This is a genomic window from Actinomadura hibisca NBRC 15177, from assembly GCF_001552635.1.
GTDB classification, from domain to species: domain Bacteria; phylum Actinomycetota; class Actinomycetes; order Streptosporangiales; family Streptosporangiaceae; genus Spirillospora; species Spirillospora hibisca.
This window is the reverse complement of record NZ_BCRO01000140.1, coordinates 1-17,744: the sequence shown is the minus strand read 5'-3', so window position 1 is coordinate 17,744 and position 17,744 is coordinate 1. Positions and strand designations below refer to the sequence as shown.

Below are 17,744 nucleotides of genomic sequence, written 5' to 3'. Positions count from 1 at the left end.
TATGCGCACTAGTTTCAGTGTAAAAGAATGGCGTTTTTCTGTTCTTAGATGAGCAAAAAACCAATCAGGGTGATAATAGCGGCGAACGTTACGGGAAACGTGTACATCCAGTAGCGGACGAAGATCTGGGCGATTCCGATGGATGCTGAGCCGATCAGTGATGGTCCGTACCGGACTTTCACCCGGCCGCTTCCTCGTCTGCGTCCGCCGAACACATAGCGGGGCAGGATGACAGCCGCGGCAATGAATGCGATCACGGTAACAACCCCTGCTAGCACGTGGTGACCTCCTTCGGGAGTTAGGGGAGCGAGGAAGGAAGGGAAGGGAATGCGCTCATGGGGCAGGCTCATCCTTCCTTCGGCCTTCCTTGCAAGACATATGGACCTGGCAGGCGCAGAATCGGCAAGAGCCGCCCGGGAGGTCGTCCCGGTACACCAAATGACCGCACGTGCACCGGTGAGCCGAGTACGGGTCGTGCGGCTCATATTCGGGCACGTGCGGCCGATTCACTTGGTGTGGTCCTGTTCGCTTCCTTGGCTCTGCTGAGCCTCGCTGTAGAAGCGGGTCAGATCTTCGTGCGTGTAGGTTTCGGCGCGCCCTCGAAATTCAGGCTCGGGATACCAGGTGCCGCGCTTGCGGGCTCGGGTCCGGTCCTGCTTGGCCTTAGAGATCGTGACGGAGATGATTCCTGCGTCAATGGCCTCTTCGAGGGTGTAACGGACTTTGGGAGGCTCGGGAGCCGGATTGCGCTCAGCGTTCGCCGCGCGCAATTCGTATGAGTCGTGACTGAAGCCTGTGGTGTCCCACGGGAAGGAGGGCGGGCCGTCCTGCGGGGAGGGCTTGTCTCCTGTCTTCGTGTCTCCGGACGAGCCTCCGGCTTCGTGGGATGCGTCGGTGGTGCCATTAGAGACAGCCACCGGAGACAGGTCGAGTCCGGCCGCGCTGCACAGCTCGGCTACGTGCTCGGGCTCGAATATGGGGAGCTGGACAGAGCGCGCCAGGCCCGCGTTTCCCACGTGCAGCCAACGGCCGGGCACATCGCTTGACTGACCGCGGGGACGGGTACCCACCAGCGAATCCCACATGGAGGGATCGAAGCGCGCGAGAAGTTTGTTACCGAACTGCCTGCGAAGCTCGGAGCCGTCTTGCGCGTTCCCTCCGCCGGTAGCCTGCGCGCTCATCACCTGGTAGGCGTTGATCATGCGGATTTTGAAGGAGCGTCCCATGACACCGAGCAAATACATGTCTTGCCACACCGGCGGGATCTTCGGATCGCTCTTTTCGCGGATCGCTTCCCATGCCTGGCGGGAGAACTTTCCGAAAGCGTTCTGTTCGTCGTTAAACAGGATGAGAGGCTCCCATCCTTCTTTCGGGCCGCGCTCGCCCTTTCGCCGAGCGTCTAGCTCGCGCTTATACCAGCCGACGACGTCCCACATCTTATAGATGCCGTCTAGGGAGTCGATATCGCCGATGTCGTTGTAAACCTTCATTCCGGGCACCTGTTCCATGCCCTCGTAATCGCCCTTGGGGTCGATGTAAGCCTGACGGGCGGTTCCGTTGCTGCGAACGGCGAACTGAGCCGCCAAGATGCGCATGAGCGTTGACTTACCGGCTCCGGTTCCGGCGCTGATCCCGAGGTGAACCACGGCACCGTCGAAATTCAGGTACATGCGCTCTTGCTCAGTGCCGAGCCCTAGGAAGGGCTGCCACAATCCGCGCGCTTCACCGAAGCCATGGAGCATGAACTCTGCGACGTCTTCGAAGGCGACGAAGGTCGGCGGGGACGGCTTGTGCGTGAAGGTGAGCAGGTAGGGAGCCCCCTTTGACAGGGAGTGACGACGCTCGCCACCGAGCCGGGCGTGGACGATCCGGGACACCTCGGGGATCACGGTTGGGTGATGGTCGTCCGGAAGCGGGATCACCACTTCGGCATCGGGCTCGGCGTGCTCAGCCGGAACGATCATGTCCCGGTAGATCACCTGAGGACGCTCGTTCAGGATCGGCGCGAGCGCCTTCGACAGCGGCCGGACGATGGTCTTGGTGTGGCGCCGGACGAACCACCAGCGCAGGACCGCTTGCCCGACGTAGACCGATGTCCCGGCCAGCAGCGCGACCGACACGGGCCGGGCTTCGACCCACAGCCAGCACAGCAGGACCGCGACCGGGTACGGCAGTCCGCGGAGGATCACGGGGCGACCATCGAACGGGCTCAGGCTGGGCCGCTGTTCGACGCTGAGGGAGCTACGGAACAGGGTCGCCCCATCGGCAGCCCTGCTGGTCTTGGCTCCGACGACCTGATTCGCCAGGCTGACCTGCGCGTTCATGTGCCGCCGGATGCGCCAGGTACCGAAGGCCAGCGCGAATGCGAGGAAGACGAGCCAGAGCAGCCACGCGAGCCCGACGTCTTCAAACGCGCTGTACATGGCGCGTAGACCTCGCAGGAAGGCCCGGACGACGTCTGTGAGGGCATCCATGCCTATCGTTCCTCCTGTCCGTTCTGAGGGCCGTTCAGGGGCGCGTGAGGGTCGGACGCGCTACCAGGGCTGTCAATAGGGCGCAAGGCGGTTTGACCTGCGCGCCCGTTATTGGACGAGGGAGCGTCGGTCATCATCGGTCCTCCCTCCACATCAGGCGGGGGGCGGGAACCGCTGCGATAGCCTGCCCGAGTCGGGGAGCTGCCAGCAGCACACCCGCGAGCATGTAGACGAGACCGGCCATGATGCGGCCGGGCTCGTTGGCGAACTGGGGCAGCGCTACCCCCATGCAGACCGCCAGGGCGAAGGCGAGGCTAAGCATCCGAGCGGTCATCGGTCGCCCTCCCGAGAGTCGGGGGTCATGCCAGGGGTCATCATCCGGGACTTGATCGACGGTAGACCCGGGCCGTGATCGGCGTCACCGCCTCGCAGGGGCGCGTGTCCCGGGATCTGCCCTGGGCTCACGCTCGCGATCCCCCATGCCTCCGCAGGAATCGCGGGGACAACCTGGTATCCCGGGGGGCCCATCGGCGCGCCCGGGGAAGGGGTCCCCGGGACCACGTACATCACCGCGGGCTCCCGCTGCGAGGTTGGGCCGCTGGTGTCCGTGCGCGTGACGAGGCGGGGGGAGAACGCGAGCGCGCCCACGGTGACACCGGCGCCGAACGCTCCGAAGACGGTCATGCCAAGTGACAGAATGTCCATTGCTGATCTCTCTTTCTGAGGGTCGATCGGCAGGCGGGCCGCGCTTCGGGTGCAATCGAGGGCGCGGTCCGCCCTGCGCGTCCGGTCACCCGGACTCCTTCACCAGGGACAGGCGCCCCTGGTCCTGCTCACGGGCCGCTTTGCGGGCCCGCTTGATCACGGTCTTCACGTACTCGGCACCGATCTGGACACCGCAGGCGGTGAGCCACGCCCGGACCTCCGCAGGGCCCGCCTCCATTCCGAGCACATCCAGAGCTGCCCGCACGCGGGCCGCATCGGAGGCCAGAGCCGCCAGACGGGCCCCGTCCTCGCGCTCACGCGCCGACAGCTCACGGGGCGGAGTACGGCTGTCTGAGAGCCCCTCCGAAGGGGAGGGGTCGGGCTCAGGGTCTTCGTCCCGGGTCCCTGCGGGGATCACCTCGTCAACCGGAGGGGCCATGGGAACTCTTGACGTCTGGACGCCTTGGCGTCCGGACGTCTTCTGCTCCGCTTCGTCCGACACGGAGGGAGTGTCAGCCGGAACATGATCCGGGATCATATTCCCGCTGGTGACAATGGGGGGTTCGTAGGCAATGGGGGTCGAGTCCGTCCGTAGAGGGATCGCGATCCCGGCCAGATCCGCTGACGTCCTGACGTCGGGACGTCTGATCTCCGAATGAGTCGAAGTCCGGTCACGGTGGATCATGTGCGCGAGTCCGGCCCCGAGCCCGAGGACGAGCACGGGCAGACAGGAGACGAAGATCGTGACCCACCACGGTGCGTGCGGGTGCACGGTCTTCGCTACCTGCGCGATGGTCTGGCCGGTTTCCTGCGCGATCCTCACGACCTTGGCTGAATGCTGGACTTCCAACAGGTGATACGCCACCTGCCCGAGCATCCCCAGGACGAGAGCGCCGATGGCGGACGCCCGGGCGAACGCCCGAGTGCTGTCCTTGACGGGCGCCGACGTCAGCCACGCGGACATGGCGAGAGCGGCGTACGCCTCGACTCCGATCGGCAGCGTGATCGCGCTGTTGATCGTCACGTCCGCGATGCCCGGAAGAGGCTTCACGGGCCCGAAGCCGGTCAGCTCACCGAGCCCTACCCACCCGGACCACGTGGCGACTCCGGCCGGGAGCGCCAGCAGGACGAGCGGCCACCGACGCGGCCAGCGCGCCGGAGTCTTCTCGCTCACGCTCTCCCGTTGTGCCACCTGGCTAGACGTACGCCGATCACCAGCGCTCCGGCCGGGAACAGGATCGACGCGATCAGGCTGAGCCACAGCGGGGCCCCCTCCGTCGCGAGCCGGGCCCCGGCCAGAGCCGGAGTCAGCGCGAACAGCACGAAGACCGTCATCACGAGGCGATACATCATCGGCGGCACTTCCTTCCCGACGTCCAGACGTCCGGACGTCAATAAGAACGGACGGGTTCTGACCTGTGGGAACGCGGTTATCGGATTCGGCCGACGGAGCCGACGCGGGTTCGTTACCTGCGATGACGTTATTAGACGGAGCCTGACCCGTCATCTGTGGTCACCTCCCCTTCGCCGCTCTGTGTGATCAGGGCTGCGACCTCGTCCAGGTGGCGAAGACCGATCCGGATCAGAGCGTCCGCGAGATCAGTCTTAGACACCTTCTGTCGAGTGATCGAGATCGTGTCAATCAGCGCTTCGTCAAGCGCGGCTGCCGTCTCCGGAGTGACTAGAAGACGAGCGGTAGGGCGGCGGCCGGACATAGGGGTTCCTCCACGGTGCGGGCCGCTCCGTGCATCGGTTGTCAACATGCCTCTTACGTTGACACGGGTTTCCCCCCGTTGGCAACCGTTGACATCGGTCGGCTTTCAGTGAAACGGTAGGCAACGGTGGTCATGTGCTCCACACGATCACCGCCGTTGCCAACGGTAGTGAGCGCTGACGTGCGTGTCATGTGCGTCAGTGCTGGCAACGGAGCCAAACAGAAAGGCCCCGCCGGGGGGTCCGTCGCAAGAACACCCGGCAGGGCCATACCTCGAAAGGAGGTCTTCCCATCATGGCGAAGACCACGACCGTGATCCACCCCAAGCGGAATGGGACCTGGCCGAACGGCGAGCCCAAGTCGGTGCGGGACGCGGCCGACAAGGCGGCCGGGGGCTCGTCCGGGGGCTCGAAGTGAGCGCCAAGTACACGAGGAAGGACAAGGCGAAGACGGCGGTGAAGGCGTTGGTCGTCGGGATGCTGGCGGCGGCGGTCTACGTGCTGCCCCCGGCTCTGATGTGGCCGTGCCTGCTGGTGTGGGTCTACTTCTGCGGCGTGCTGGACGGCCGGGCTCTGCGCCGTGGCGGTCGGCTGCTGTTCTGGCTGAGGACGGTCCGCGAGGACGTTCCCGCCACGCTGCGCACCATGTTCCAGCGTCCGGCCGGGGGGTCGTCGTGAACGATGACATCGTCTCCGAGGTCTTCGGGATGATCGTCGCCACGATCGCGTTCGTCGTCGAACTCACGCTGATCATCGTTGGCGAGGTCCTGGCGGCTCTCGTCTTCTTGGTCGAGGTGATCGTCGGTGACGACTGAGACGAGGGTGATCCTCTCCCCGCCGGACGCGGACCTTGCCGCCGCGTACCTGGGCTCAGCTCCGATACGTCCGGGGAGGTCAGCCGTGACCGTATCCAAGAGGGCGCCGCTTCCTCCGCTGGCCGGGGCCGACGTCTGGACGTCGGTGATGACGCGAGCCGGGTACCGGTGCCAGTGCGAGAGGTCGCACCCCAAGCACCGGAAGATCGGGCGCTGCGTCAACGATCACAGCGACACGTGCCGTCTGGTGGCCGGGCCAAAGGACCCGGGGCCGGACCCTGCGCGCTCGATCGAGCGCCACGCGCCGGAGGACCTTGTGGCGTGGTGCCCGTCCTGCTGGCAGCTCACGGTCGACGGCGCGCGGAGGGCTCGCCGGAAGGCAGCCAACAACGCGCCGCCCGCGATTGACCCGCTGTTCTGAGGTGGATCACGTGACGCTCACCGCCTACGAGATCCAGGTGATCCGGACCGCGCTCCGCTCCCGGGCAGGCGCGCTGCTCATGCTCGCGGAGCGGAGCCCGGCCACCACTGCGCCAACTTGGGCCGACCGTGCCCGGGAGTACAGCGCGCTCGCTGACCGCATCGCGGCTCTCCTTCCGGCCGGGCTGATCCCGGACGGTTGGACGGTCGACGTGACCCCGAACCAGACCACCACCTGACCTAGCGGCCCCTCCGCTGTCTGGCGGAGGGGCCGCCCCTTTTGAAAGGGACGGCATGAAAATCTGCGACAACGCGAGCGTCGGAGTGCTCGTGATGAACAAGGGCTGCGCCCTGATGATCGAACGCGGTACCGCCCCGGCCGGGCTCGCGCCCGTGGCCGGTCACGTCTTCGATGACCACGCGGACTACGCGGACGCGGCCCGGGCGGAGGCGGCCGAAGAGCTGGGCCTGACCCTGACCGTGACGGACCTGAAACTGGCTCGGGTCGCGTGGCGCAACAACCGATGCCGCCGCGCCCCGGGCCCCCGCGGGATCGGCCACCACTGGAAGGTCTTCGTCGCCCACGTGGCGGACACCCTCGTCCAGCCGAGCCCGCGCGAGGTGCGGTCGGTGCGCTGGATGACGCCCCGCGAGCTGACCGACGCGGCATGGCGGACCCTGTACTACGCGCAGGGCCACGTCACCGAACAGGACTGGCAGGCCAACCCGGGCATCGAACCGGTCTGGGTCTACTTCCTGCAAAGCCTGGGGTTGGTCGGCGTCCGCCAAGCGGAGGTGATCCCAGATGACGGGCTCGCCCTGATCGACGCGTGCGCGGCCCGACCGCTCCCCGCCTAGATCACCTACGGCCCCGGCTGCATCTGCGGCCGGGGCCGCTCGCGCCTCCGCACGTCACATCCAGCCCAACAGGAAGCGGAATGACAGCCTTGACGACACGCAACGCGATCGGCAGTCGGAGCGCAGTCATCAGGCATACGCTTCGGCCTTACACAACAAACAAACGAGGGCCCCGGAGTGATGATCGGCTGCCAACCGATCCCGGGACCCTCGCGTTCACCAGATGCTTCGAGGGAGAGTCTACGTGACTCCTGCTCTGTGTTCGCTGCGTCCCGCGCCGGTTCCTATGGAGTCGGGCCGATGACGGCGGAGAACGTCCACCCCCTCCGCAGGGACCGAGAGCTTGTTCCGGGGTCCCCGGGGTGGGCGTATCAGGTGACCCCCCCCCAGGTCTTCAAGGTAGAAGAGACCCGACCGGCCAAGGGGAAGGGGAAGGACGAGGACGGCGCGCGCGGGACCGCTCTTGAGTTCCGGCCGGTCCTGACCTGGTGTCCCGAGGTGTCCAAGGGTTTGATTACCCTGCGCCCGAACGGCGAGGTCGATACCTGGTATTACCGCGTCTCGGTGCAGGGTCAGCGCGCGACGATCTCCCATCGCGAGCTGATGGCGGGCGATGCCTGGCGCGAGCGGTTCCGCGCTCCCGGGTTGGGGTTCCGTACCTGGCGCGAGGTGCTGACTAACATCGTGCTTGACCAGGCAGAGCGGCTGCCGCTCACGCTGGCGGTCACCCGGACCGGATGGCATCACGTCACCGACCAACCCGCGGTGTACGTGTCGGCGGATGGCAGGGCCCGGCCGACCGGGGATGCGGTCGAGCTGATCGGGGCCACTGCTGAACTGGAGACGGCGGCGGCTCCTGTGCAGCTCCCCGAAGGCCATAGCGCGGCCGACGTGCTCGCCCGGGTCGCGACGTCCGGGGGATGGGCCCCGCTGTTCGGTATCGCGGCCGGGGCCCGCTCGTTCGGGCAGACGATCCGGCCCGTGTCGGCTGCTCTGGTGGTGTGGGGAGACCCGAACACCGGCAAGACCTGTACCGCCGTTGCGGGCCGTCTGCTGGCGCTGGCGCCGTGCTGGCCTCCGCTGCCCACAGCCAAAATGAGCGAAGACACCGTGACCGACATCGAAGCGAAGGTCGACTTCGAGGCGGACATGCCGACCCTGCTGGACGACCTCGCGCTGACGCTGGACGCACCGATGCTCGTCCAGCGGGACGCCGTGGCCAAGCTTGAGCGGATCATCCGCGCGATCGGCAACGGCGGTCAGATGCGGGGGCGCCGCAAGCGCGACGGGATCACCGCGCAGACTCAGCGCCACATCCGGACCATCCCCGTGATCACCGCGCAGTCCCTCCCTCCCCAGATGCAGGCGAGCCTGTTCCGGCGGGCCGTGGTGCTGCGCCTTGTCCGCGGTGACGCGCACTGGCGCTGGTGGGAGAAGGTCCACAAGTCCGGCGAGCTAGCCGAGGTCATCGGCCCGGGACTACGCGCTATCGGGGACCGGATCATCTCCCGCTTGGCCGAAGCCGACGACCCGGGCGCGGTCTTGGCCGAAGCCGATACCGCCGGTCAGACCGCGCTCAGCACGCACGTTGACCGAGAAGTGCCCGGGTGGGCCGACTCCGAGACCGGCATGGTGGGAGTCGTCAGCATGGCCGGGGCGATGCTCGGTGGCCTGGCACTGGCAGCCGACGCGGCCGGAGTCGAGCGCGGCCCGCTGCTGGACGCCGTGGCGGCTCCGCTCGCCCGATCCCTCGCAGTACAGGCGGACACCATGGAAGACCGCAGGCAGGCCACCGACGATCTCAAGACCGCAATCGGGGACATCATCCGGCAGGGTCTTGTGAGCCGCCGCGCGTTCCTGACTGGGCCGGACGGCACGCTTGGCACAGCTCACCTTCCGGGCGGGCTCACCGCGCAAGCGGCCGGGCTCCGGGAGGTGGGCCAAGACCCGCACATCGGCATGGTCCGGTTCGAAGGCGCCGGGGTCGCGATGCACTACGTTCCCGCGTACGGCGGGATCGCGGTCCGGCCGTCCGCGCTGTTCGACCTGGCGCGAGCCAGCGGGGACAGCCGCGCGGCCGGGTACACCGCCAAGTCGATCGGGTCGGCACTCAAGCGGGCCGGGGCCCTCGTCCCCGGGTCGGCTCGGCCGGTCAAGCGCGTAACCATCGGCGGATCTCAGCCGTGGTGCCTGGTGATCCCTGAGTCTGTGATCTGGCCGGACCTTGACGGGGACGCCGATCCCGGACCGGACGAGGAAGTCCCGCACGGCCAGGACGACGGCGGCCCGAGCGGAGGTGAGCCCGAGCCCGAGATTTCCCCGGCCGTGCGCGAGCCGGAGCCGTCCAATAAGCAAACGCCCACGTCACCAGTAGTGCAGGCAACTCCGCCGGCCGAATTCGTGAACCGCGTTCCCGCAGGTGAAACCGCTTCCGCTGTTACTGCGCAGGGTCGGCCCGTACTGGCTGCCGGAGTCACTGAGCAGGGCATCACGTGGATCGGCTCGGACTGGGCGACGCAGGATGACGGCGGGTACGACTCCCTTCCGGAGCTGCTGGCCGCGATCGTCCAGCAGATGCCCAAGGGCGGGACGGTCGCGATCGACGCGAGCGCGGCGGCTCGGCTCGGGTACCCGGGGAAGCCCGTCAACGCCAGGCCCGGGGGCAAGCCTGCGGCCAAGTCCTCCGGCACACCGAAGGCCCGGAAGGAATGCCGCGCGGTCATCGAAGCGGCCGGGGCCGGATGGCAGCCGAGCGCGGCCGGGATCGGCGCGTGGACCGCGTGGCACGGGCCGTCGCGCCCGTCCGTGGTGATCGTGGTCCCGGAATGGATCGACCCGCGGGCTATGCGGGTGTCTGGGGCGCCCTACCTGCGCAGCGATCATGACGCGCTGACTGCGGCCTACCTGCTGGCGCGGTACCGTGAGATCACCGGAGTCCCGTTCGTCATGACCGCCGGAACCTCCGGGACGAACATGATCCGGGCGGCTCTCGGACCGGACCGGATGAGGACCGGACGCAGGGCCCGCAGGTCCGCCCTGCTCAAGTGGGACGGAGAGGGCACGCCCGCCGCCAGCATCCAAGAGCGCGCGTGCGTGTGGGACCGGCCGCTTGCCCAGCTCACCGAAGACGAGCGGTCCCGGCCGAACGTCGTCGGCTTCGACGTGGTGTGCCAGTTCCTTTCAGCCATGGTCATGGCCGTACTCCCGTGGGACACCCTCACTAACACCGGCTTCGTTGGCTTCGATGCGTCGATCCCGGGCTACTGGCAGGTGTCCGGGCCCTGGCAGCCCTACGAGCTGCTGCCGGACTTGACCGGCCGGGCCGGAGCCCCCGGGCCGCACCTGCTCAGCACTCCGACCGTGGCGCACCTGCTAGAGCACGGGATGCCCGAGGAGATGATTACCGACGCCTGGCTGCCCCGGCTCCGCAGGGACAAAGAGGGTCGCGACCTTCCCCGGGGGGGGCGCCTACTGCACGGGAGCCCGGGCGTTGCGGAGCTGATTCGCGACGGGCTGATGTCGATCGACCCTGCCACGCCCGATGCGGACGAGGCAGCGGTACGGGAGGTGGTCAAGGCGACCTTCCGCGAGACCGTGGGGATGCTGCAAAGGGGCACGAAGTTCGTGCACCGGCCCGATTGGGCAGACGCGATCATCGGCACGGCCCGGACCACGCTCCTGAGGAAGGTCGCCAAAGTCGGCAAGGAAACCGGGATGTGGCCGGTACGCATTAACCATGACTGCGTGTACTACGCCGTAGACACGACCGATCCGGCTGCCATTCTCCCAGACGGCTGGAAACTGCCCGGGCCCGGCCAGATTCCCAAGCTGGGGCAGTGGACCGTGAAGCCCGAGAACGTCATGAGCATGGATTGCTTCCTGGCGACCGACGTTCACGGCGACCCTCGGAAGGTGTAACCGATGCAGATCAGGGGAAGGGCAAAGCAGGATCTCGGAGAGGCCATTTTTCAGGCCCTTAGTGGCCGGGCCTATTCAAGTGTCGAAAAGGCCAGCACGCAGGAAGCTGCGAAGGCGATGGTTGACCGCTGGGGATCGACCAAAGCCGTAGCCGAACGGCTCGGTGTGTCGGTGCGCACGGTAGAGCGGTATGTTTCCGGCGCCATTCAGAACCCGTCCAAGCGGAACCGTGACCAGTTCGCCGCCGCTCACCGCGAAGCGAAAATCACGCCCGGCCGAAAGCAGAAGGCAGCCGAGTCCGGCACCGCCTCCGGCCCGGACAGGACGCAGACCGGAACTGGTGGCCTGGCTATCTTCGGCTCCGTCCGCGTCTCAGAGGACGAGCGCGACAGATGGATTACGCCCGGCTCCCACATGACCCCTGCCGAAGCCGATGGCATCATTGACGCCATGGTCCAGAACGGACCGGAGGCAGCAGCAGCAGCACTGAACACGGTCATTCAGCGCTACGTCCCCGGAATGCACATCAACTACATCGAAGAAATCGACTACTAAGAGGAACCGGCCACTATGCCGGAAGCGGTCCCGCATCTTCTTTCTTCGGAGAGTGCGGGACCGCTGCCTTTCTAGACCTCCCCCGGAAAGGAAGAACGATGCCCGCTCCGGAAACCGAAGGCGCAGCCTACCCGCACAGACAGCCCAGTTTGATAGGCGCATTGGCGGACACGCGGTTTACCTTGCTTGCGACTCCACTTATTGTTCGATGGATATACCTAGGTTGCGCGACCATCATCGCCATGACGACCGTATTCTTTTTCATCCTCGCCCTATGGGTAACCACCCTGCGGAATGGATGGGTATACGGATTCATGGGAATGGCAGCCGCTCCTATTATCGGTTTTGTCTGGCTGCTGATTACTCGCGTGGCGTGCGAATTTGTCCTTACCCGTTTTCGCAGGTGAACGCTGCTACCGTGGGGAGTGAACCCCAGGACGACCCAAAGGACGCGACAGTGAGCGATGCGAGCGCTACCGAAGGGACCCGCAACCGAGGGCACGGCTTCGTTGACGGCATCGTGGACGAGCTGATCAACGCCCGAGCCGATGCGCGGACGTCAACCGAAGACCTGACGCACCGGATCAACGGAGTGCGTGACCGCCTGTCGGAGCGGATCGGGCAAGTCGAGCAACGCGTGAGCGACGTAGATCAGGAGGTCCGCCAGACTCGCACGGAGCTGGGGGAGCTGCGCGACGAACATCGGGCGTTCGCGTCCGAAGTCGTGAGGCTGCTCACCGACATCCAGCGCAGGCTTCCGCCTGCCTGATGATCCCTACCAAGCTGAGGAAGCGCAGATGTTGAACGGCGCGATGCTGGCGCTGATCCAGGCGAGCCCCAAGGACCCGAACACGGAGGGACTCGCGGACTGGCTTCGGCAGATCTTCGGACCCCTGTTCCTCGTGATCGTGGGCATTGTCGCGATCTTCTTCCTGTTCACTCGCGAGATCACCCGATTCGTTCAGTTCATCGTCCTCGCCGTGGCCGTGGCGGTGATCTTCTATACGCCCGGGCTCATCATCGTGGTGGCGAAGGCCATCACTACGGCTCTGGGCGTGGACAGTAGCGACTCTCCATGACCGTCTAATAGCGTCGGCGCAGGTCAGCGCCCTAGCGACAGTCTCCGGCGGTTCCGTGGGACGCCTGTAACCGCAGGTCAGGCGTCCCGGAACGCTATTAGACACTAAGAGCCCTACAGCGTGCCCTCATGTCTCCTATCCCCTCAGGAGGACCACGTGGCCATGCCCAACCCCGACCCGATCCCTCCGAAGACGCGCCGACCTCCCCGGCCTCCGTCCTCGGGCCCCGGCTTGACCGCGCGCAACCTGCGAACCGCTGCGATTGCCCTTGGCGTGTCCCTCGCAGCCGGAGGGGTCACCCTGGTGATGTGCTCCGGCGGGGATGAAAAGCCCGAACGCCCGGCCGCCGCGCTACCGCCCCCCGCTGCCACAGAGCAGCCCGCGCCGACGCCTTCCACCGTCACCAGCTCCGCCCCTGCCCCTGGTCCGGCCGCCTCGTCTGCTCTCACCTCACCAACCGCCCTGCCAAGTCCTCGCGTGCGCTGGCGAGGCACCATGAGGGTTGACGGCCCCCGGGCCGAAGAGGACCTAGACCAGGCTCCACCCCGGGTCTCCGAGCGTTCCGGCGAAGCCGATATCCGGGGGGATTGGCTCAAAACGCAGCTCAAAGCCATGTCGGACGCTCGCGTAGCTGTGCTGCCCCCTGAGGGCCGCCCGGGAGCTGCGCAGTGCCGAGACGCTGCCCTAGCGTCCGGGACTGCCGTCACTCAGCCACTCAGGGAGGGAGATGTGGTGTGCGTCGCCACTAAGCCGGGCCGGGTCGTCCGGCTGATCACCATGCACGCGGCGCAGACCTCGGGCCCGCCGACCCTGACGTTCTCGGTAGTCGTGTGGGATGTGTCCGAAGGCACCTAAGTTAAGTGCCCGTCCCCTGATCTCAGATCTCACGACTAGCTCACGACTTAACCCCGCCCGCAAGCGGTAAGAGCCTAGGCTAAACGACATGACGACCACGCCGAAGGAAGACTCGCGCCCGATCTACTGCTCCAAAGGCTACGAGTGCCAGGCCGACGACATACCAGGCCAGACTGTCCCAATGGAGTCCGCGTATGAGTCACGCCGCTGGATGGCCGAACACCAGGAGTTTCTCACTAAAAACGGGCCATTCCTTAAATGACTGGGCAACGATCAAATTAACTGGACAAAGTCATTTTGGGGTGTGCCATTCACCACTCCATGTCCGGACAGACAGGATCAGCCGGATTGCCTCGCCGTCCAGGATCGTCCAGCCCTCGAAGTCGGGCCGGACGATCCATGCGGGCCACCAGGTTGCCCGGCAGCCATCGCACCCCAGCACGGGCACGGTGCGGCGTTCATCGTCGGCGTCGGCGATCTCCACTTGCTGGACCGTCACCGGCCGAGAGCCGGAGCAGTCCGGGCACAGTCCCTCAGCCAAGGCCGCGCTCATGTGGGTCGGGTACCGGTCCTGGCTCATCGCTTCTCTCCTTGATGGTGCGGCGGCCTTGCGCGCGTCGCTGCCCTCTACCTGCTATACCGAAGGCCCCTACATTTCCGCAGGGGCCTTCGGTTCAGAGCTGATCAGTCCTTGATGACCTTGCTGCACGCCCCGCACTGCGCCGTACGGCCCTTAGGGCCCTGGCTGATCCAATCCCACAGGTTCTTGTTTCCGCAGGGGCACTTGAGCTGCCCACGGTCCTTGTCGTAAACCCCGCCGCCTACGTAACCCATTGGTGTTCCCTTCGTTGTCCGACTTCTGACCGCCGGTCCGTGGTGCGGCCGGGCCTCAGAGGTCCGGCCGCACGGACGCACCGGCGGTGATCAGGAGCTGACCGACTTTTTGCAGTTGCCGCAGGTCGCGGTAGTTTTCCCACCTGACATCGAAAGGGACTGCCAGTTGGTGCTGTTGCCGCAGTCGCAGGTCAACGCCTTTCCGCCGACCCACGTTCCAGGGCCGTTGAAGTCGCTGTTCCCGCTGCTGTTCTTCTTCGCCATCACGATGACCTCTCTGTGATCTCCGGGGATTGATCCGCCGGTCCGTGGTGCGGCCGGGCCTCAGGAGTCCGGCCGCACGGACGCACCGGCGGTCAGACGATGATCAGAGCGGTGATCAGCAGCCAGAGCAGGTGCCAGCTTTGGTCGAGGGTGTAGGCGGCGGTCGGGTCGTTGTCGAGCCATCCGCCCTTCCCGATGGCTCGCGCCAGACGCAGCAGGTAGACGCGCCGGTCTGCCCAGTAGTGGCTGGCACCGTTCACCAGCAGGGCCACCACAAAGCGGGCCGGGTCATAAGCGATGTCCACGCGCCAGGCAACCGCCAGCAGCGCAGCGGCGAGGACAGCCGTCAGGGAAAGCACGTGGCGCAGGTCCGCGAGCTGCCCGGAGCGGTCCCGCGTCCCGGCCTCGTCTCGGGCCGGGCGCCCTTTGGTAATGGCCTGGCAGTCCGTTTGAATCCAGTGATCGGCCACGTGGTGAGCGATCCACAGAACGGAGAGGGTGACGGCGAAGGTGATCGCGGCCATGATGGGGGATGTCCTTCCTGGGGTTCAACAGGTGGGATAGACCCTGGGGCCGGACCGGACCGGCAAGTTCAGCGTCCGGCCTCAGGGGGTCTACTCGGCTTCGTCTCGCGCAGCTCGCGCGTTCAGCTCGCGTGTGCGGGCCTCCGCTCGCTGCTGGGCGTACTCGGGATCGTCGGCGCGGTGGAGTCCGCGAGCGTCTCGCCAGTAGCCACGCCGGGCGTACTCGTCCCGGACGCTGGCCGCGATGTTGCGAACTGTTTTGCGGGGCATCGCGACGCCGTTCGCGATGTCGTTCCATGATTGGCCGCGCGTGTCCCGTGCGACCCAGATCAGTGCGCGGGTCACGCTGTCCAAACGGCGACCCATCCGCCCGCAGTCAGTCAGCAGGTCCCACAGATCATCGTCGGGGTTCACCTCGTCCAGCGCGACCCCCTGCCCCTGCCCGTAGGCCCGCAGGACATTTGCCAGGCGGTTCGCCAAGAGCAGGCCGTACACGTGCCCCTGCGGATCGTCAGTGCTGCTGGTGAAAGTGATCGTGACCGTGACGTGGTCCGGCCGGGTGTCCTCTGGTGAGACAACCTCATGGCTGCCCGTGACGGTGATCTCCATATGCCTTGTCTCCTACAGCTCGGCGAAGTGCGCGCTGGCAGCCTGAACGAACTCGTTCTCCGCTTCCAGCGCTACGCGCCGCCGCTCTGACAGGGCGTCGGTGTCGGGAGCGTTGCGCAGCTCGTAAGCAGCCTCAGCCGCCGCGTCCGCTGCCGCTGCGAGAGCCGGAGCCACGACCTTGAGTCGCACGAGCGGAGACGTGATCGCGGATCGGGTCATATGGCTTTCCTGCCGGGCCGTGGCGACGGCGCTCAGTTCAGCGGAGTTGAGCCGGAGGTCTTCCCGGACCCACATCGCCCGACGGTGATTCGCCACAGCCGAGGTGAAGTCGGCTACGGCTGCCAGGCGTTCGGCCCTGCGCTGCTCATCTCGGGCGTCCTCGCGGGCAGTCCTCGAAACTCGGGCCTGCATCATGCCCGTGAGCAGTCCGCCTGCCAGCGTCCCCGTCACGGCGATGATCGCTGCCCACATGACCGCCTCCCTTTCTTGGGTCTTTTTGACACACCTCATCCTGTGTCTTTTTGACCCAAGAGGCTAGTAGCTTCCCGGACACGCTCGCCTTACCATCCCCTGACCTGCGATCCTGGACGCCAAGACGTCATGACGCCTAGACGCCAAGTGTCTAATAGCGTTCACCCAGCTCAGCCACGCGGTAGCGTTCCGCCGGCCGACTCGCCAAACGCCTGTATCCGCAGGTCAACGGTTCGGGTCCGCTATTGACACATGAAGGGAGAGGTATGCCGAATCCCCCGTGGTGGGTCATCAACTACTTGAAGGGAGGCAGCAGGAAGACGACGACGAGCATTTTCCTTGCGTTCGCGCTGGCAGCCTCCGGGGAAGACGTCCTTGTCGTGGACGCTGACCACGGAACGCAAGGCGTGACCGACTGGGCCAGCAGGGTCTACGCCACACCCGACCCTGAGGGGGACTTCCTCAGCCTCCCCTTCGATGTTGTCCAGTGGTCTCCGCAGTCCGGCTTGCTCGTCCCCTTCGTCCAGCGGGCCGCGAAAGACACGGGCGCTCAGCGCGTCCTGATCGACGTCGGCGGAGAGGCGCCGGAAGTCCTCCGGCAGGTCCTCGTCAAGGCCCGGCTCCTCATCGCTCCCATCGGCCCGGAAGAGGGAGAGCTGAGCCGCGTCCCGGCTACGGCCTCCCTCGCTAAAGCGGCCCGGGTGCCCCTTCACGCGCTTCTGACGCGCGTTCCGGCACCGGGCAAGGGCATCGCCCGAGACGCGCGACGGTACCTCGCAGAAGACGAGCACCTGCCCGTCCTGCAAACCGAGATCCCTCAGGACCGGGAGACCTACGCGCACGTATGGGGCAAGATCCCTCCGAACCTCGGAGCGTACGCACCTCTCGCCGACGAACTCAGGATGTGGGAAGCCGCAGGATGACTGCCGCCAAGAACCCGAAGCCGAAAGCCAGCGCGGCCCGCAAAGGACGCGTCTTCCAGCGAGCCGCCGAACCGACCACACCGAGCGCAGGCGAGAACGAGGGCGCCCCGGCTGCCAGCGCACGGCCAGACGTCCAGAAGCCAGCAGCCAGCAGCGCGGGAAAGCGTACGGCGTTCACCTGGCGACTGACCAATGAACAGAGCCTGCTGCTAGACCGCCTACAGCTCCGCCTACGACAAGATCTGGACATCGGCCGGATCGACCGCGCGGATCTACTGGACGCGCTCGCACGCATCGCAGACGAGAGTCCGGGCGTGTACGGCGCCCTGCTGGCCAAGCTCCAAGAGGTGACCGAATGAGGCAACGGGAAACCTCTCTTCGCATCTAGACGTCTGGACGTCCAGACGTCAGGCTATGAAGGACAGCACCCAAGAACGAAGGACGACCACGCCATGGCGAAGATCAGGAAAGAGCAGGTCCGGAAGGTCAAGGAAGCCCGAGCCGCCTACTACGCAGCCGTCGAAAGCGGCGACAGGAAAGACGCGGCCCGAGCCGACGCCGTTTACCAGCGCGCAGCCGAATCCGCCACCTCGGAAGAATTCAATCAAGCCACGTCCTAAAACGACAAGCCAGCAAAAGAAAACGGCTTCACCATTGCGGTGAAGCCATTTTCTTTTGCGTAATGTGATCATCTTTCCATTCTTTTACACTGAAACTAGTGCGCAGG

23 protein-coding genes are annotated in these 17,744 nt (G+C 66.2%); 13 read left to right on the top strand and 10 right to left on the bottom strand.

What is annotated here, in order from left to right:
• Window positions 1-44: 44 nt before the first annotated feature.
• The 5 genes from AH6_RS44490 to AH6_RS47240 all read right to left on the bottom strand — a co-directional run bounded on the left by AH6_RS44490 (window position 45) and on the right by AH6_RS47240 (window position 4,894).
• Window positions 45-350 (bottom strand): hypothetical protein, encoded by a 306-nt coding sequence (locus AH6_RS44490; RefSeq protein ID WP_157432045.1) that lies wholly within the window; start codon window positions 348-350, stop codon window positions 45-47.
• Between the two features lie 156 nt (window positions 351-506).
• On the bottom strand, window positions 507-2,474 hold the full coding sequence (locus AH6_RS41135) for a helicase HerA domain-containing protein (RefSeq protein ID WP_067491742.1): 1,968 nt from the start codon (window positions 2,472-2,474) through the stop codon (window positions 507-509).
• A gap of 790 nt (window positions 2,475-3,264) precedes the next feature.
• A complete protein-coding gene (locus AH6_RS45110) occupies window positions 3,265-4,353 on the bottom strand; it encodes a hypothetical protein (protein WP_067491736.1) in 1,089 nt (362 codons plus the stop codon).
• A complete protein-coding gene (locus tag AH6_RS41115) occupies window positions 4,350-4,532 on the bottom strand; it encodes a hypothetical protein (RefSeq protein WP_067491734.1) in 183 nt (60 codons plus the stop codon). Before AH6_RS41115 ends, AH6_RS45110 begins: the two co-directional genes overlap by 4 nt.
• Window positions 4,533-4,663: 131 nt before the next feature.
• The gene (locus AH6_RS47240) at window positions 4,664-4,894 is read right to left on the bottom strand and encodes a DUF7970 domain-containing protein (RefSeq protein WP_067491731.1); all 231 of its coding nucleotides are present in this window, start codon (window positions 4,892-4,894) and stop codon (window positions 4,664-4,666) included.
• A gap of 293 nt (window positions 4,895-5,187) precedes the next feature.
• Between AH6_RS47240 and AH6_RS46910 the strand changes: the two genes are divergently transcribed.
• From AH6_RS46910 to AH6_RS41070, 10 genes are all read left to right on the top strand, one after another.
• Entirely contained in the window at window positions 5,188-5,310 is a 123-nt protein-coding gene (locus AH6_RS46910) for a hypothetical protein (protein WP_281180316.1), read from the top strand.
• The gene (locus AH6_RS41105) at window positions 5,307-5,570 is read left to right on the top strand and encodes a hypothetical protein (protein ID WP_067491729.1); all 264 of its coding nucleotides are present in this window, start codon (window positions 5,307-5,309) and stop codon (window positions 5,568-5,570) included. Before AH6_RS46910 ends, AH6_RS41105 begins: the two co-directional genes overlap by 4 nt.
• Window positions 5,567-5,707 (top strand): hypothetical protein, encoded by a 141-nt coding sequence (locus tag AH6_RS44485; protein WP_157432044.1) that lies wholly within the window; start codon window positions 5,567-5,569, stop codon window positions 5,705-5,707. Before AH6_RS41105 ends, AH6_RS44485 begins: the two co-directional genes overlap by 4 nt.
• 431 nt (window positions 5,708-6,138) lie before the next feature.
• Window positions 6,139-6,366 carry a hypothetical protein gene (locus AH6_RS41095; protein WP_157432043.1) on the top strand — a complete coding sequence of 76 codons (228 nt, stop codon included), beginning with the start codon at window positions 6,139-6,141 and terminating at the stop codon, window positions 6,364-6,366.
• 55 nt (window positions 6,367-6,421) lie between these two features.
• Complete coding sequence (locus AH6_RS41090) at window positions 6,422-6,985, top strand: NUDIX domain-containing protein (protein WP_067491726.1); 564 nt, start codon at window positions 6,422-6,424, stop codon at window positions 6,983-6,985.
• Between the two features lie 375 nt (window positions 6,986-7,360).
• Window positions 7,361-10,903, top strand: coding sequence for a hypothetical protein (locus AH6_RS41085; RefSeq protein WP_157432042.1), 3,543 nt, complete (start codon window positions 7,361-7,363; stop codon window positions 10,901-10,903).
• Window positions 10,904-10,906: 3 nt separating this feature from the next.
• Window positions 10,907-11,458, top strand: coding sequence for a helix-turn-helix domain-containing protein (locus tag AH6_RS41080; protein WP_067491721.1), 552 nt, complete (start codon window positions 10,907-10,909; stop codon window positions 11,456-11,458).
• A gap of 98 nt (window positions 11,459-11,556) precedes the next feature.
• The gene (locus AH6_RS44480) at window positions 11,557-11,865 is read left to right on the top strand and encodes a DUF4282 domain-containing protein (RefSeq protein WP_157432041.1); all 309 of its coding nucleotides are present in this window, start codon (window positions 11,557-11,559) and stop codon (window positions 11,863-11,865) included.
• Window positions 11,866-11,915: 50 nt separating this feature from the next.
• On the top strand, window positions 11,916-12,227 hold the full coding sequence (locus AH6_RS41075) for a hypothetical protein (RefSeq protein ID WP_067491719.1): 312 nt from the start codon (window positions 11,916-11,918) through the stop codon (window positions 12,225-12,227).
• A 28-nt stretch (window positions 12,228-12,255) separates the two neighbouring features.
• Window positions 12,256-12,537 carry a hypothetical protein gene (locus AH6_RS41070; protein WP_067491717.1) on the top strand — a complete coding sequence of 94 codons (282 nt, stop codon included), beginning with the start codon at window positions 12,256-12,258 and terminating at the stop codon, window positions 12,535-12,537.
• Window positions 12,538-13,684: 1,147 nt separating this feature from the next.
• Here the strand turns inward: AH6_RS41070 and AH6_RS41065 are convergent.
• Complete coding sequence (locus tag AH6_RS41065) at window positions 13,685-13,972, bottom strand: hypothetical protein (protein ID WP_067491715.1); 288 nt, start codon at window positions 13,970-13,972, stop codon at window positions 13,685-13,687.
• A 363-nt stretch (window positions 13,973-14,335) separates the two neighbouring features.
• Between AH6_RS41065 and AH6_RS44475 the strand changes: the two genes are divergently transcribed.
• Window positions 14,336-14,509, top strand: a complete 174-nt coding sequence (locus AH6_RS44475) for a hypothetical protein (protein WP_157432040.1) — start codon at window positions 14,336-14,338, stop codon at window positions 14,507-14,509.
• Window positions 14,510-14,582: 73 nt separating this feature from the next.
• Here AH6_RS44475 and AH6_RS41060 read toward each other — a convergent pair whose 3' ends face one another.
• The 3 genes from AH6_RS41060 to kilB all read right to left on the bottom strand — a co-directional run bounded on the left by AH6_RS41060 (window position 14,583) and on the right by kilB (window position 16,094).
• Window positions 14,583-15,014, bottom strand: a complete 432-nt coding sequence (locus AH6_RS41060) for a DUF3307 domain-containing protein (RefSeq protein ID WP_067491713.1) — start codon at window positions 15,012-15,014, stop codon at window positions 14,583-14,585.
• A 90-nt stretch (window positions 15,015-15,104) separates the two neighbouring features.
• Window positions 15,105-15,623 carry a hypothetical protein gene (locus AH6_RS41055; protein ID WP_067491711.1) on the bottom strand — a complete coding sequence of 173 codons (519 nt, stop codon included), beginning with the start codon at window positions 15,621-15,623 and terminating at the stop codon, window positions 15,105-15,107.
• A 12-nt stretch (window positions 15,624-15,635) separates the two neighbouring features.
• On the bottom strand, window positions 15,636-16,094 hold the full coding sequence (kilB, locus tag AH6_RS41050; protein WP_067491709.1) for a plasmid transfer protein KilB: 459 nt from the start codon (window positions 16,092-16,094) through the stop codon (window positions 15,636-15,638).
• Between the two features lie 266 nt (window positions 16,095-16,360).
• Here kilB and AH6_RS41045 point away from each other — a divergent pair, with 266 nt between their 5' ends.
• Window positions 16,361-17,017 (top strand): ParA family protein, encoded by a 657-nt coding sequence (locus tag AH6_RS41045; RefSeq protein ID WP_067491707.1) that lies wholly within the window; start codon window positions 16,361-16,363, stop codon window positions 17,015-17,017.
• Window positions 17,014-17,376 (top strand): hypothetical protein, encoded by a 363-nt coding sequence (locus tag AH6_RS44470; RefSeq protein WP_157432039.1) that lies wholly within the window; start codon window positions 17,014-17,016, stop codon window positions 17,374-17,376. Before AH6_RS41045 ends, AH6_RS44470 begins: the two co-directional genes overlap by 4 nt.
• Before the next feature lie 48 nt (window positions 17,377-17,424).
• Here AH6_RS44470 and AH6_RS44465 read toward each other — a convergent pair whose 3' ends face one another.
• A complete protein-coding gene (locus AH6_RS44465) occupies window positions 17,425-17,709 on the bottom strand; it encodes a hypothetical protein (RefSeq protein ID WP_157432038.1) in 285 nt (94 codons plus the stop codon).
• Window positions 17,710-17,744: the final 35 nt, after the last annotated feature.

Bases quoted from the DNA above. Each gene is read 5' to 3' on its own strand.
- AH6_RS41135 (WP_067491742.1), bottom strand. From the start codon at position 2,474: ATGGATGCCCTCACAGACGTCGTCCGGGCCTTCCTGCGAGGTCTACGC.
- AH6_RS44490 (WP_157432045.1), bottom strand. From the start codon at position 350: ATGAGCCTGCCCCATGAGCGCATTCCCTTCCCTTCCTTCCTCGCTCCC.
- AH6_RS44470 (WP_157432039.1), top strand. From the start codon at position 17,014: ATGACTGCCGCCAAGAACCCGAAGCCGAAAGCCAGCGCGGCCCGCAAA.
- AH6_RS44465 (WP_157432038.1), bottom strand. From the start codon at position 17,709: ATGATCACATTACGCAAAAGAAAATGGCTTCACCGCAATGGTGAAGCC.
- AH6_RS41065 (WP_067491715.1), bottom strand. From the start codon at position 13,972: ATGAGCCAGGACCGGTACCCGACCCACATGAGCGCGGCCTTGGCTGAG.
- AH6_RS41115 (WP_067491734.1), bottom strand. From the start codon at position 4,532: ATGATGTATCGCCTCGTGATGACGGTCTTCGTGCTGTTCGCGCTGACT.
- kilB (WP_067491709.1), bottom strand. From the start codon at position 16,094: ATGTGGGCAGCGATCATCGCCGTGACGGGGACGCTGGCAGGCGGACTG.
- AH6_RS44480 (WP_157432041.1), top strand. From the start codon at position 11,557: ATGCCCGCTCCGGAAACCGAAGGCGCAGCCTACCCGCACAGACAGCCC.
- AH6_RS47240 (WP_067491731.1), bottom strand. From the start codon at position 4,894: ATGTCCGGCCGCCGCCCTACCGCTCGTCTTCTAGTCACTCCGGAGACG.
- AH6_RS41055 (WP_067491711.1), bottom strand. From the start codon at position 15,623: ATGGAGATCACCGTCACGGGCAGCCATGAGGTTGTCTCACCAGAGGAC.
- AH6_RS41080 (WP_067491721.1), top strand. From the start codon at position 10,907: ATGCAGATCAGGGGAAGGGCAAAGCAGGATCTCGGAGAGGCCATTTTT.
- AH6_RS46910 (WP_281180316.1), top strand. From the start codon at position 5,188: ATGGCGAAGACCACGACCGTGATCCACCCCAAGCGGAATGGGACCTGG.
- AH6_RS41070 (WP_067491717.1), top strand. From the start codon at position 12,256: ATGTTGAACGGCGCGATGCTGGCGCTGATCCAGGCGAGCCCCAAGGAC.
- AH6_RS41090 (WP_067491726.1), top strand. From the start codon at position 6,422: ATGAAAATCTGCGACAACGCGAGCGTCGGAGTGCTCGTGATGAACAAG.
- AH6_RS41060 (WP_067491713.1), bottom strand. From the start codon at position 15,014: ATGGCCGCGATCACCTTCGCCGTCACCCTCTCCGTTCTGTGGATCGCT.
- AH6_RS41045 (WP_067491707.1), top strand. From the start codon at position 16,361: ATGCCGAATCCCCCGTGGTGGGTCATCAACTACTTGAAGGGAGGCAGC.